The sequence below is a fragment of the Pseudomonas sp. 21LCFQ010 genome, from assembly GCF_024129905.1.
Lineage (GTDB): Bacteria > Pseudomonadota > Gammaproteobacteria > Pseudomonadales > Pseudomonadaceae > Aquipseudomonas.
On sequence record NZ_JAMYDZ010000002.1, the window covers coordinates 332099 to 345302 of the forward strand.

General features: G+C 56.7%; 17 protein-coding genes. 4 read left to right on the top strand and 13 right to left on the bottom strand.

Translation table 11 applies throughout. The features are described 5' to 3' along the window. Positions 1-492: 492 nt before the first annotated feature. The 3 genes from NJC38_RS04340 to cysZ form a co-directional block, all read right to left on the bottom strand. Positions 493-840, bottom strand: a complete 348-nt coding sequence (locus tag NJC38_RS04340) for a hypothetical protein (RefSeq protein ID WP_144403190.1) — start codon at positions 838-840, stop codon at positions 493-495. A gap of 261 nt (positions 841-1101) precedes the next feature. Continuing rightward, positions 1102-1581 carry a hypothetical protein gene (locus tag NJC38_RS04345; RefSeq protein ID WP_253111756.1) on the bottom strand — a complete coding sequence of 160 codons (480 nt, stop codon included), beginning with the start codon at positions 1579-1581 and terminating at the stop codon, positions 1102-1104. A gap of 212 nt (positions 1582-1793) precedes the next feature. After that, entirely contained in the window at positions 1794-2555 is a 762-nt protein-coding gene (cysZ, locus tag NJC38_RS04350) for a sulfate transporter CysZ (RefSeq protein WP_045483075.1), read from the bottom strand. 250 nt (positions 2556-2805) lie between these two features. On the opposite strand from cysZ, the gene NJC38_RS04355 reads away from it, so the two are divergent. Both NJC38_RS04355 and trxB read left to right on the top strand, forming a co-directional pair. Further along, positions 2806-3405 (top strand): peroxiredoxin, encoded by a 600-nt coding sequence (locus tag NJC38_RS04355; RefSeq protein WP_045483072.1) that lies wholly within the window; start codon positions 2806-2808, stop codon positions 3403-3405. Positions 3406-3527: 122 nt separating this feature from the next. Further along, positions 3528-4490, top strand: coding sequence for a thioredoxin-disulfide reductase (trxB, locus tag NJC38_RS04360; protein WP_045483069.1), 963 nt, complete (start codon positions 3528-3530; stop codon positions 4488-4490). Positions 4491-4576: 86 nt separating this feature from the next. Here trxB and NJC38_RS04365 read toward each other — a convergent pair whose 3' ends face one another. The 7 genes from NJC38_RS04365 to NJC38_RS04395 form a co-directional block, all read right to left on the bottom strand. Beyond that, positions 4577-4918, bottom strand: coding sequence for a HopJ type III effector protein (locus NJC38_RS04365; protein ID WP_253111757.1), 342 nt, complete (start codon positions 4916-4918; stop codon positions 4577-4579). Continuing rightward, positions 4911-5204 carry a DUF1244 domain-containing protein gene (locus NJC38_RS04370; protein ID WP_045493779.1) on the bottom strand — a complete coding sequence of 98 codons (294 nt, stop codon included), beginning with the start codon at positions 5202-5204 and terminating at the stop codon, positions 4911-4913. The genes NJC38_RS04365 and NJC38_RS04370 overlap by 8 nt, the downstream gene beginning before the upstream one ends. Positions 5205-5248: 44 nt before the next feature. Beyond that, positions 5249-5620, bottom strand: coding sequence for a dihydroneopterin triphosphate 2'-epimerase (folX, locus tag NJC38_RS04375; RefSeq protein ID WP_045483063.1), 372 nt, complete (start codon positions 5618-5620; stop codon positions 5249-5251). Continuing rightward, the gene (gene folE / locus NJC38_RS04380; RefSeq protein WP_045483060.1) at positions 5620-6183 is read right to left on the bottom strand and encodes a GTP cyclohydrolase I FolE; all 564 of its coding nucleotides are present in this window, start codon (positions 6181-6183) and stop codon (positions 5620-5622) included. The genes folX and folE overlap by 1 nt, the downstream gene beginning before the upstream one ends. A 20-nt stretch (positions 6184-6203) precedes the next feature. Next, the gene (gene folM, locus NJC38_RS04385) at positions 6204-6911 is read right to left on the bottom strand and encodes a dihydromonapterin reductase (RefSeq protein WP_253111758.1); all 708 of its coding nucleotides are present in this window, start codon (positions 6909-6911) and stop codon (positions 6204-6206) included. Between the two features lie 178 nt (positions 6912-7089). Next, on the bottom strand, positions 7090-7656 hold the full coding sequence (locus NJC38_RS04390; protein ID WP_253111759.1) for an antibiotic biosynthesis monooxygenase: 567 nt from the start codon (positions 7654-7656) through the stop codon (positions 7090-7092). Between the two features lie 171 nt (positions 7657-7827). Next, on the bottom strand, positions 7828-8433 hold the full coding sequence (locus NJC38_RS04395) for a hypothetical protein (protein ID WP_045483051.1): 606 nt from the start codon (positions 8431-8433) through the stop codon (positions 7828-7830). 257 nt (positions 8434-8690) lie between these two features. Between NJC38_RS04395 and NJC38_RS04400 the strand changes: the two genes are divergently transcribed. Beyond that, the gene (locus NJC38_RS04400; RefSeq protein WP_253111760.1) at positions 8691-9143 is read left to right on the top strand and encodes a flavodoxin; all 453 of its coding nucleotides are present in this window, start codon (positions 8691-8693) and stop codon (positions 9141-9143) included. A gap of 19 nt (positions 9144-9162) precedes the next feature. On the opposite strand, the gene NJC38_RS04405 is transcribed toward NJC38_RS04400, so the two are convergent. Then, positions 9163-10659, bottom strand: a complete 1497-nt coding sequence (locus tag NJC38_RS04405; protein WP_253111761.1) for a hypothetical protein — start codon at positions 10657-10659, stop codon at positions 9163-9165. A gap of 101 nt (positions 10660-10760) precedes the next feature. After that, a complete protein-coding gene (locus tag NJC38_RS04410; protein ID WP_253111762.1) occupies positions 10761-11213 on the bottom strand; it encodes a hypothetical protein in 453 nt (150 codons plus the stop codon). A gap of 410 nt (positions 11214-11623) precedes the next feature. Here NJC38_RS04410 and NJC38_RS04415 point away from each other — a divergent pair, with 410 nt between their 5' ends. Further along, positions 11624-12187 carry a hypothetical protein gene (locus NJC38_RS04415; RefSeq protein WP_253111763.1) on the top strand — a complete coding sequence of 188 codons (564 nt, stop codon included), beginning with the start codon at positions 11624-11626 and terminating at the stop codon, positions 12185-12187. Here the strand turns inward: NJC38_RS04415 and NJC38_RS04420 are convergent. Then, positions 12184-12984, bottom strand: a complete 801-nt coding sequence (locus NJC38_RS04420; RefSeq protein WP_253111764.1) for a transglutaminase family protein — start codon at positions 12982-12984, stop codon at positions 12184-12186. The two genes, NJC38_RS04415 and NJC38_RS04420, sit on opposite strands and share 4 nt — an antisense overlap. Positions 12985-13204: the final 220 nt, after the last annotated feature.

The following is a 13204-nucleotide window of genomic DNA, read 5'->3' on the forward strand; positions in this document are numbered from 1 at the left end:
TGACGGGCAGGTTGAGAGGTATGCGCCCGTCAAATTCCTCGAAGACGGCATCAGGACTACATAAAACTTTTCAAGCGCTGAAGATGTTGTAGGACGTTTCTGTGAGTTTCAGTTAGGGATTTTGGGGGGCGTGAAAGCTATTCTGAATAGCGTTGTATTATCGAATAATTGGCTTGATTAAAAAGTGTGGAGCTCTGGCAACACCCAGAGCCCCATTATTCACCAATTGGCCATGTCACGGATATCGTTGAAACAGCACATTGTTGAAGTTCAGGTTTTTTCCAGAGTTCTGATGGCAGGCGTGCCTTTCATGAGTTCATTCTGCTGCCTTGATTGCTCGTCGGTCATTGTCCCTCAAGGTTGCGCCCTTCAACTTATAGTGTTTCAGAATTGAGTGGGCGTGAATGAGGCGGTCAGAACCGGCGGTTGTGGAAAAAAACATGGAAAAGATCCTCTTGCGATGTGCGTCAAACAAACCAGGGTGGTGCATCGCTAGTTTTTGAGCACTCGCCCTTTGCCAGGGATACGCTCCAATGCCGCTGGCGCCGGTACAAAGTTGTCGTCCTGCACGACCGACCCTTGTTGTTGCACATTCTTGTTCTGCATGAAGGTCGCCGGGCGCATTAGCTGAAGAGGTATGAGCGTAGCGGCGGCAGGTTCTGGCGGTGGCTTGGGGGCGTCGTTACTGGCATTTTTCAGGATCTGGCTGAATCGGCCTGCGCGTGATGACGGAACGCTCTCAAGCGCTGCGGGCGCACGGGTGTAGCCGGATGAATTCGAAATGGATAAATCAGTTGTCATGGTCAGTTCCTCTTCTGTGGACACGATAGTGAAGAGCAAACTGAATGCCAGGTTTATGCTGTCGCGGCGATGGGGCTATAAATAAAGAGTGGGAAGTGCGCTGGTTGGTCTGGTTGGGAATATTCTTACATGTCTTTGGTGTTTTTCTGATGGCAACTATTTGCCAGTGCTGGAGATCGATTGCCGCTATTAATTACGCGTTGCCGGAAAATCGAATTGTTCCCCAAGCAATGTAAGAATGTTCCTGGATTTGTGGGGCGATAGGCGGTTGCCGAAGCGAAAACCGCCTTGCCTACAGCGTTATGCTTGCCAGTTGGCCATGTCCTGAAAACTTTTGGGCAAACTGCTATTTAATGCGACCAGCTTTTCAACAATTTCGAGTGCGGAAGTGCCTTTGGCCTTTTCCGAGTTGTAGAGGTCGGTACGCAGTTTCAATGAATCAGCCGAGAGTTTCTGGAAGTAGGCGTTGGACTCATCTGTCACCAACTGCCCTGAGACCGAATAGCGAATCACCGGCCAGCTGGAAATGTTCAGCAGTGGATCTTTCATGGAGTCGTTGACCAGTGAATATGCGGTTTCTTCGGCTTTGTCCGGGGATTGCCTGGCCATTTTTACGTACATGTTTTCAGATTTGACACTGTCAGTTGGCTTGTCTGTCGGCAGGGCGGCTTGTGCTTGCACAGCCTGGACATTGAATTGTTGCGTATCAGCCTCGGCTTTTCTTGTCGGGTTTTGCTGGCCGGTGAGCGCGGTAATGGGGGAAGTGGCATCAATGCGCATGTTCTGTCCTCAATGGTTGTGGGCGCGCCGGGCGTGACCAGGAGGCGGCTGACGATGACAGCACGTAATGCTACCGCCGTCATGGCAATCCGGTTCCCTGCGCCGGATCCCCTGAGCAAGACCGATGCCATAGTGGCGTAAGAGGGCTGGGGCCCTGTAAAGCTGCCGGGCAGCGGGTGATCACTGCTGTGCTGCCCGGCAACAATCTGCCTTTAACGGCCAGTATTAGCCTGTGACAAACCTGCCTCGGCCCGCTCCCGGACCCAGAACAACGTCGCCCCGGCCACCGCTGCCGGCATCATGAAAATATTGACGAACGGGATCAGCAACGCGGCATACACTGTGCCGCCAAAACTCAAACAGGCCCAGCGTTTGCTGCGCAGCCAGGCGAGCATGTCCTGCCAGCTCATTTTGTTGTTGTCGGCGGGATAGTCGATGTATTGGATTGCCATCATCCATACACCGAACAACAGCCACAGCGGGGTCGCGATCAGGTTGACCACCGGAATGAACGACAGGATGAACAGCCCTATAACCCGCGGCAACATGTAACCCAGCTTGCGAGCTTCACGAGCCAGAGTGCGGGGAATCATGGCGGCCAGTTCACCCCAACTGAACGGTGGTGAGGTGTCTTCACCGCGCACCACGGCCTCGACCTTTTCCGACAGAAAACCGTTGAACGGTGCGGCAATGATGTTGGCCAGCATGGTGAAGGTGAAGAACACCATCAATAGCACCAGCAACACGAACAGCGGCCACAGGATGTAGCTCAGAAAGCTCAGCCAGTCCGGCAGGGTCGGCATGAAGGTGTCCACCCACATGCCGAACTGATGCACCGCCAGATACACCAGGCCCCCGAACAGCAGCAGGTTGATGCTCAAGGGCAGCAGGACAAACAGGCGCAGGCCAGGACTGAGTATCAGTTTCAGGCCTTCGGCGAGGTATTGCGGGCCGGTGAGGGCGGGTGCGGGCATGACAGCCTCCGAATCAGGGTCTGCGGCGACCTTACCGGCTTTGTGGCAGTGGTTAAAGAGGTGTGTCCGGCATGGCCCGGATTCGCCGCAATGACGTAGCAGGGGTTAAAGTAATGGCCTCGGTACTTTTCTGAATAGGAGAAGTCTATGAGGTGGATTGTGAAACGAAATTTCCTTAATCTTCGCCACCCCGATAGGCTGATGACCAATTTCCTCACCTATCCTTTTCCATTTCTGACTGGAGTCATCCATGAGCGTACTGGTAAACAAGCAAGCCCCTGATTTCGATGCCGCAGCAGTATTGGGCGACGGTTCGATCGTCGACAGCTTCAAGCTGTCTTCGCTGCGTGGCAAATACGTGGTGCTGTTCTTCTGGCCGCTGGACTTCACCTTCGTTTGCCCTTCGGAAATCATTGCCCACAACAACCGCATTGCGCGCTTTCGCGAGCTGGGTGTTGAGGTGGTCGGCGTTTCCATCGACTCGCAGTTCACTCACCACGCCTGGCGCAGCACGCCGGTCGAGAAGGGCGGCATTGGCGAAGTCGAGTTCACGATGGTCGCTGACGTCAAGCACGAGATCACTCGCGCCTACGGCATCGAGCACGACGCTGGCGTGGCCCTGCGCGCTTCGTTCCTGATCGACAAGTCCGGTGTGGTTCAGCACCAGGTGGTCAACAACCTGCCACTGGGCCGTGACGTCGACGAAATGGTCCGTCTGGTCGAAGCCCTGCAGTTCACCGAAGAGCACGGCGAAGTTTGCCCGGCCGGCTGGCGCCCAGGCCAGAAAGGCATGAAAGCAGACGCCCAGGGCGTTGCTGATTACCTGGCTTCGAACGCCAAAGGCCTGTAAGGCCCTCTGGCCGTGACCTCGGTTGCGGCCAACCGAATTCAGGGGCAGCGCATGCGTTGCGGGGCCCCACCCGTTCAATCGTTGCAACTCCGGCGTTAGTGGCCGGTCGACAGGAGCGTGTCATGTCCGATGTCCGTCATTCCCGAGTGATTATTCTCGGCTCCGGCCCTGCCGGTTACAGTGCTGCGGTCTACGCCGCCCGTGCCAACCTCAAGCCGCTGCTGATCACCGGCATGCAGGCAGGCGGTCAGCTGACCACCACCACTGAAGTCGACAACTGGCCGGGCGACCCCCACGGCCTGACCGGCCCGGCGCTGATGGAGCGTATGCGTGAGCACGCCGAGCGCTTCGAGACCGAGATCGTCTTCGACCACATCAACTCTGTGGACCTGGCCGGCAAACCGTTCAGCCTCAAGGGCGACAGCGGCACCTATACCTGCGACGCGCTGATCATCGCCACCGGTGCCAGCGCCCGCTACCTGGGCCTGCCGTCCGAAGAAGCATTCATGGGCAAGGGCGTTTCGGCCTGTGCGACCTGTGATGGTTTCTTCTACCGCAACAAGCCAGTGGCGGTGGTCGGCGGTGGCAATACCGCTGTGGAAGAAGCCCTGTACCTGGCCAACATCGCCAGCAAGGTCACGCTGGTACACCGCCGCGACACCTTCCGCGCCGAGAAGATTCTGATCGACAAGCTGCACGCCCGCGTCGCCGAGGGCAAGATCGAACTCAAGCTCAACGCGACCCTGGACGAAGTGCTGGGCGACAACATGGGCGTGACCGGTGCGCGCTTGAAGAACAACGACGGCAGTCAGGAAGATGTGAAGGTTGACGGTGTGTTCATCGCCATCGGCCACACACCGAACACCTCGCTGTTCGAAGGCCAACTGGCGCTCAAGGACGGCTACATGGTGGTCAATGGCGGCCGTGAAGGCAATGCCACGGCGACCAGTGTCGAGGGTGTGTTCGCGGCGGGCGACGTGGCTGACCACGTGTACCGTCAGGCGATCACCTCGGCCGGTGCCGGCTGCATGGCGGCCCTGGACGTCGAACGCTACCTGGACGGCCTGGCCAACGCCTCGTTCTGATTGCGTCTGACCCACAAAAAAACCGGCTTCGATAGCCGGTTTTTTTTTGCCTTGCGCGCCCGTAAGAGCCGCTTCAGCGGCGCAGATCAGGCTTTGCGCTTGAGCGGTTGGGCTTCGAACTTCACGCCGGCCAGGCCATGGGCAATCAGGGCGCGAATATTGCCGTGGTCGCTGCCTTCAGGAGTGGCCTGTACCGAGCGATAGTGTTCGCCGAAGGCCAGCAGGGCTTCTTCGTCGCTCAGCCCTTCAAGCAGGGCCAGGCCCAGGGTTTTGCACGAACCCTCGTTCTGCCCGGCAGCGTTTTCCACCTCGCCGTTGCGGAAGGCCTGTGGCTGGTAGTCGTAGCCTTCGGCAATGAATGCCAGGGTCTCTGCGAATGCGTGTTGGCCGCTGCGCAGGCTGGCGCGCAGGGTGTTCAGATCAGTCATGCTTGGGTTCCTTGAAGGCCGCAAGTTGCTCGGCACTGGCTTGTTTCTGGTAAAGCGATTTCCACTCGTTGTACGGCATGCCGTAGACCACCTCGCGGGCGTCGTCGAGGCTGACCTCGATGCTGCGCTCGTCAGCGGCGGCCTTGTACCACTTCGACAGGCAGTTGCGGCAAAAACCCGAGAGGTTCATCAGGTCGATGTTCTGCACGTCCTTGCGGCTGTCCAGATGGGCAACCAGGCGGCGAAAGGCGGCAGCTTCGAGTTCCAGGCGTTGCTGTTCGGTCAATTGTGGCTCGGTCATGATGGGCTCCGTTGAAGCGCGCGATGATATCAGCGCTGGCCAGAGAGGGTGATCGACACCGACTCGGCAAAACGCAGGGCGTGAGGTTTGTCGACTTCAACCTCGGCGTAGGTCACCGCTTCATTACTCATCACCAGATCCAGGACTTCCTGGGTCAGGCGTTCGAGCAGGGCGAAGCGATTGCCTTCGACGTGCTGGATGATTGCCTTGGTGATGGTGCGGTAATTCAGCGCGTGATCGATGTCGTTGTCGCGCACCGCTTGCTGGGCCGGGTAGCAGATCGTCAGGTTGATCAGCACGTCCTGCTTGTTGAGAATCTCGTCTTCGTTGATGCCGATGAATGTGCGCAGGCGCAGGTCCTTGACCCGGATGCGCGCGGTGCCTGGTTCCAGTTTCGCCATCAGCCCTTGCTCCGTCCGATCAGTTGCAGAAACTCCATGCGTGTGGTGCTCGACTCACGGAATGCGCCGAGCATGACTGAAGTGTTCATCAGTGAATTCTGTTTCTCGACACCGCGCATCATCATGCACATGTGCTGCGCTTCGACCACCACCGCCACACCGGCGGCCTGGGTGACGCTCTGGATGGCTTCGGCGATTTGTCGGGTCAGGTTTTCCTGGATCTGCAGGCGGCGGGCGAACATATCCACCACCCGGGCGATCTTCGACAGGCCCAGAACCTTGCCGGTGGGAATATAGGCCACATGAGCTTTGCCGATGAAGGGCAGCAGGTGGTGTTCACACAACGAGTACAGCTCGATGTCCTTGACGATCACCATCTCGTCGTTGTCCGAGGCAAACAGCGCGCCATTGATGATTTCGTCCAGGCTCTGATTGTAGCCGTGGCAGAGGTACTGCATGGCCTTGGCGGCCCGCTTGGGGGTATCGAGCAGGCCTTCACGCTGTGGATCTTCGCCCAGGCCCACGAGAATGTCTCGGTACTGCTGTGACAGGGGTTCGCTCATTTCAGGGTCCTCGGGGCGGCTTACTTGAGATGCCGTCCGCCGTTTACGGTCAGGGTGGTGCCGGTCACGTAGGGCGTGTCGAGCAGGTAGCGCAGGCTCTGATAGATCACCTCCGGGCCAGGCTCGATGCCCAGGGCCGACTTGGCCAGGGTCTGGGCGCGGTATGCCGCGTCGTCATCGGGTTGGAACATCAGCAGCGCCGGGGCAATGCCGTTGACCTTGATCTGCGGCGCCAGGCGCGCGGCGAACGACAGGGTCAGGCTTTCCAGGCCAGCCTTGCTGGCACAGTAAGCGGTGTGCTTGCTGCTGCCCTTGCGGGTCACGTCATCGCTGATATGCACGATGTCGGCAACCGCACTGCGTTGCAAAAGCCTGGCCCCATGCAGGTTGATCAGGTAGGGCGCGAGCATGTGAATGTTGAACATCCGGGTGAAGACCTCGGCCTCGTCCCCCGGTGTTTCGGCCAGCCACTCTGAAGCGTTATGCACAATGGCCCGCAGGCAGTCGGTGTGCTGCTGCAGGGTGTCGATAAACGCCATGATGCCGCTCTGCGACGAAAAGTCGGCGTGCAGGGTAACAGCCCCTGCCGCACGCAACTGCTCGACTGCAGGTCGTGGCGTTCTGTAGCTGATGATCACCGCCTGACCTTCTTCGAGCAGGCGCTGCGCACAGTGCAGGCCGACGCGCTGGCTGGCGCCGGTGATCAGTATCGGTGCAGTGGAGGCCATGGACAGCTCACGGAGTCAGATCTGCGCAGCAGGATGAGATACAAGGATCACATCTGCGTACAGGTTGGAAACTGGTGTAACGAGCGAAGTTATACCAATGCCGTGCGCTGTACAACCTGCGGGGCAGGCTTGCACGTCCTGGAGGGCTGTGCCGGCTCCAGGCGTGCTGGGTGGTCTCTCAGTGCGGAGCCGTCGATCCGGCGCGATTACTGCGCTGCGGGCTGTCATTGAGCCAGCTGGACAGCAGGCGGGTCGACAGTGGAATGAACAGATAGACCATTAACGGTGTAAGGATCAGGGTGCTGAGCATGATGCGTGGCATCAGTTCAAGCTGGCTCAGCAGCGGTCCGAGAACATAATTGAACAGCAGCGACACTGGGAAAAATGCCAGCCAGATGGCCACGGCCTGTTTCCAGCGCGGCGGGCGTGTACCGGCGCTGCCAAACCAGCCGGCGATACCGTTGGCGCGCTGCTCCGATGGACTGTCGAACAGGCCGCTGCCGCGCACCAACCAGGCGCGTCGTGATGCCGAATGCTCCCAGGCGTGCATGGTCTGCGCGTCGGTGAAGCGGAATATCATCTGAAATTGATCATCGCCCGGTGGCGGTGCCAACACCCCAGAGCCGAGGTAACCGGGAAAATCAGTGGCCAGGCGTTCGCCTTCATGCAGCCAGGCGATTAACTCCTGATAGCGACCGTGGGTCACACGGCGGGCCACCATCAAGGTGACGGGAGCAGTAGACATTGTGTATCTCCGATAGATGCATGAGCCTCCCGGGTAGGGACGCGCACAAGTCATGGCTCCGGGGTGGTGGAGCCGCGACGGCTTCGCTTGAAAGCAAGCAAGGATTATTCCTGAATTTGCAAAACAATCCAGAGGGAGTTTGGGTCGGCTGAGTTCGCGCCCAAGGTATGTTCAGGCGTGCAGGTCGGGATTGGCCTTGCGATGCTCATGAAGCATGTACTGGCGCAGGCGCTCGGCATGCAACGGATTGCTCTGGCTCAGCCGATAGGCTGCCATGCCATTTTCGGTCAGGCGTTCGAAACGGCCGCGCAACGGTATCGGCTCGTAATCATCAGGGGCGAACCAGGCTGAAAAACGCTGGGGGAAATCACCGGGCCGGCGCTGCTCCAGTAATACGCCTTTAAAGGATATTTCGTGTATCCACAGGGCCGTCAGCGCACCATCCTCGGTTTCCAGCGGCTGTGGTTTGGGCAATATCAGACGCCATGGGCGAATCTGCGGGCCTTCTTCGTAGATACTCGGCGTGCCCAGCTCAAGGTGCAAGGCATGGAACTCGTCTTCCACAAGATGAAGCGGGAAGGTCATCTGCTGGTTATTGAACTGCGCCTGGATGGTCACCTGCTCGCTCGCCGCCAAGCGCGCCAACAGTTCCTGAATCTGGGCACCACCGTTCATCATCAAATTGCGCGTGTTGTCACGCACATTGAGTTTCGGGTTGTGCTGCATGTCCAGGATGAAATCCAGTTCATCCTGCGTCAGTAAGGCGTCAGGGTTCATATCGAAGCTCGGACGAGTCCGCAATTGTGTAAGGAGACCATTGATTCCCGGTAATGTTCATACCGTTGGTCGTAAAGCACCGGCGATTCTGGCTCAGGCCCGGATCACATGGTTTTGAGGGGGCTGACCGTACGTCAGAACGCAGGCCCGGTGCTCATCATTAAAGTCGGCAAGTCATGCTTTGCATCCTGGCTGAACAAACAGGCCGACGTGATGGTGCATAATGCCTGAATTTTTACCGGGTCATGGGACTACTTATGAAAATTGCCATCCTTTGCGGTTCTGTCTTCGGCGCAGCAGAAGACGTCGCCCGGCATGCCAGCAGCCTGCTGGGTAATGCCGGTCATCAAGTGTTGTTCAACCCGCGCCTGACCCAGGCTGAACTGCTGGGCTTTGCCCCTGAGCTATTGCTGGCCGTGACCTCCACCACCGGCATGGGCGAGTTGCCCGACAATATTCAGGACCTGTACTACCAACTGCGCGATGAACTGCCCGCCAGCCTGCGCGGCCTGCCGGGTGCAGTGATCGCGTTGGGTGACAGCGCCTACGACGACACGTTCTGTGGCGGTGGCGAACAACTGCGCGAGTTGTTCGGCGAGCTGGGCGTCAATGAGGTGCAGCCTATGCTGCGCCTGGATGCCAGTGAGAGCGTCACCCCGGACACCGACGCCGAGCCTTGGCTGGCTGAGCTGATTGGCAAACTCGCCTGACGGCGGGCCTGCTCTAGACTCAGGGCCTGCGTACCCGGCCCTGCAGTTTGTATTTCATCAAAAGTAGCATAAAGGGTGTCGGCAATAGCCGCTTGACCCCGGGCTTGTCAAAAAAACCATCAAGCAAATTTCCGGTTTTTTTCTCGATGGGCTTGGGGGCAGGCTTGATCTGCTCAAGCTGGCCGGTAGTCGGGTTCAAAGCATAACCTGCCGCTTTTCCTTTAGGGGTGATGGTCCAGACGCCATTATGTACATAAGCTAAAGGAGGCTTGGAGGATTGTTTTCTAACGGTTTCTGAAGTACTGACAATCTTGTTGTGGGTTCCGCCTGTGGGGTAACTGCCAAACCGCTGATCCAGCGAATGTCCAGTGTCCTGTGCGGAAGAGAAATACGTCATGATTTGCTCCATGAATCGCAGATCACAACTGGCTCCGTAAGGCATATAGCCCGGCTCCATGGCAAAGCGCAGAAAACCTTTATCCAACTGCGTACTATTGAGCGCTTTGCTACTGAGTATGCGTTGGGCTATTACTGAATTTTCCGGCGTGAACTTCACGCTTAACTGACGGCCCATGCCATCGTAGCTGTGGCCACTATTCATGTTGAACAGGGATTGGCCGTCGTTGTGCCGCCGGTAGCATGCAAGATCGCGGGCCAGGTCGTCTACATAGTGGAGATCCATGCTCTGAGTGTGTGCGTAGGCATAGATTTGTGAAAGCAGGGTCCGGTCTTGTCGTGTAAGAAAGTTGATACTGGGCAGAGATACATTCTGCCAGGTTGCCCCTTGACTGCTATCGGCCACTGGTGGTTCGAATACTCCAAATTTTCGTGCCAGTAGTAATTTATGGCCTGCCTCACTTCGTCCTTGACCCACTATTGCTGACGGAGGTGAAGCAGCAGCGGGTACCGCGTTACTGTTGACCGCAGAGAAGAGGTCTTTGATGCTGAATGTCGACAGCTGTGAGGGGGGCTTGCCTTCGAAGTATTCCTGCAGACGCTCAGGATAGCCTGCGGGATATAGCGTTTGCTCAATGGCCGAAAGGCTATTGAAATGCTGTAGCGCTTTTTCGGCTGTGTTCACCAGCCTCGAATCGTTGGCCAGTTCCTTTTGGCCATCGCTAACCAATATTTTGTATGTGAGCGCATCACGGGCATAAATCTCTTGCCGTGCAATGCGACGTTCATGAAGAGTAAAACTACCACTTCCGTCATAGGCGATCAGTGACAGATGCTCGCGTGAGTTGGTTTGAAAAGTCAGAAGGTCAAGGGCGGGTGCATCTTGGAAGGCCTCGTTATGGGTACTGATGGCATGCTCACGTAATTGCGGGCTTGATAGCAATTGTTCGCGATGGGCTGCGTGCAGTGCTGCACGACTGAGTCTCTGTGCCATGTCAGATAAACCATCCGTGTTCGTGGTCATCTTTGTGTCTTGATGACTGGCGGCCTTTTCTGGTGTGGCTGCTAGTGTGGTGAGTCGATGAGTTGTAGGCAGGGTGCGGTCATCTATTCTTATCATGAAAGCTCTCCAGTACTACAGTTAGGCAAGTCGGAGTAAGGCGTCAGTTTTATGGATGAATGGCATAGGGCGTACACCTCGGCTGAGGTGTACGCAATTGACTATTTTTGGTAGTGGATGGTGATCTTGTCTGTGCCTGTTGGGTAAGCCGTCAGTCTGCCGCCCTCAAGCTCGTGGCGGATAGTGACTCTGGACTCATATCCAAAACGCATTGACTGAAACTCTTCTGTATCCCCCGAAGCGTTTGGAGATATGGTTTTACAGTGTTCTGGTTTTTTTACACCGTATCCATAAGGGTAGTAGCAAATTTTTACCGTCTCTGTAATGCCTTCAGTGGAGTAATGTGCAGATTGCCATTGAATATTTTTTATTTTCATAGGGTTGCCCAAGTAGCCTCTGGGTAAGTCCAGATGGCGGATGCTGAATTGAGAGAGTCCGGTCCCGGTCAGTCTTATGTTTACAACGCCGGGGCTAGCACTCTTGCTGATAGGAATCTCATCGGCGTGACTAAAAAACGCAAAGAGAGTAAGGATTAGGAATAGAGTCTTTTTCATTTTTATACCTGGCTTTGATTGGTTTTTTCCACATTCCGTTTGTGCCAGCCACGACCTCACCCTGAATCAGTCAATGAATTGAAGTGCCCTTAAAACACATTTTAAAGCGTCGCAATGCAGGACGTTTCGCTTCAATGCTGTGGGACATTTCTTTTGAGCTAAAAAGTGCGTATCACTGCACAAGTTATAGAGCTCGGTTTTCTGCGTTACAGAGGTGAGTCTTTCTGTGGAAGCTAAAACTGGATGTGTCAGGGATTTTTAAGCTCATTAGCTTCTTATGCGTCAACCTGAGTGTTTAGTAAGAGTCTTCTGTCTGGCGTGTAGTACTGTTCTTGATTTTTATCTTGTGCTTCTTTCCTGGATTTAGGGGGCGATAGTGAGCGGGCCTTTCTCACATCAGGAGTTTTCTCATGGTAAGTTCCATATGGGGTGAAATGCCGCAAGTCGAGATCAGAACGCCCAAGGCACGTGAAACGGCCCCTGTTGTTTCTTCTGAACAGGCCCAACAGGTACTACGTGAAATCGGTGAAAACGCGATTGCACTCAATACCCCGGCCATGGAGCGGCAACGAATGAAGCCGCTGTTCAAGGACTTCAATCCTGAACAGATCACTCCCAAAGAGCTCAGCAAAGCCGGCATGGTGTTGTACAAGTTCGGGCTGATCGACAACCTGACTGCCGACCTGATGAGCCGCGCCGGGGCGGAGTTCGACAAGAATGGCAAGGTGATCAATGCCGATCAGCCGATCAATGCTCTGGAGTTTCTGGCCCAGCGCATCGTCGAGATGAAGGAGAAAACACTCTGGGGTGATCGCTATGCCGAGGCGCTGTTGCCCGATTACATCCGCACCATTCACATCGTCCAGAACCTGCGGGTGTTTGCCGAGTCCGGCGATAGCCCGGAGATGGTCAAGATCAAGGCACAGGAGCGCAACGGCACGAGGCCGGTGACGCGCAATGCCAAGGCGCCTTAATGCAGGCGGCTGGCCGGCAGCTGGCTCAGACGCTCGGTCAGCCGCAGGCGTTGCAACGGGTCTTCGCTCAGCAGCAGGGCATGCTCGAGGTCGAAGCGTTCCGCCTGCGGACAGTCGAGGGTCTGGTACAGGCTGGCGCGGGCCATGTGGTCGCTGCTGGTCGCCTGGCCCAGTTCCATGATCCGGTTGGCATCCATCAGCGAGGCCAGAAAGTCGTCGTTGATCTGATGCAGGTGACGTAGGTTGCGTGACATGCGCTGTAACAGGCTCAAAGGGCTGGCGCGCATCATGTGTTCGGCGCGCAGCGGCATGTCCGGGCCGAACTGGCGGACCAGCAGCTCACGGCAATCTTTGGGATACAGGCGTCGGCCATTGCATGGGTCGAGTACGTGATCGGCACCCGGCACGCGCAGCAGGAAGTGTCCGGGAAAATTCACCCCTTCGAGCTCGATGTTCAAGCGTCGTGCGATTTCCATCGCGATCAGGGCGATACCCAAGGGCTGACCGCGACGCCGCTGGATGATCCGGTGCAGCAGGGCAGACTCGGCTTTGGGCGGGTTCCATTCGTCACGCTGAAAGCCCAGATGGCTCATTTCACGCAGCAGTGGCTGGGCAAGTTCTGCCGTCGGCAACGCCGGCAATGCAACGCTGATGTCGTGCAGCAGATGATCCATATCGTCATTGATATGGGCGGGAAGAAACGCCGGGTCGTGTTCGGCGCCGATCCATAGCGCGGCTTCGAACACCGCAGGCGGGGTCCGTTGCAAACACCTCAGGCAGTGTTGGCGTGGCGTCATGACCGTTCCCCCAGTGATTGTTTGCAGACACGCCTCTGTTTTAGTCCTCTGGTCAATATTCGTCCAGCGCCAGATGCATTCAGCACGGCGTTTAAATGCTTTCAAAAGTTGTGCGCTGAATCAGGCCTCCTGCGGATCTCGACGCAAGCACCAGCGCGCATATTTTTCGAACCGGACTACGATTGACATAGGTCTATGCCGATTCCCAAGCGTGCAGCAC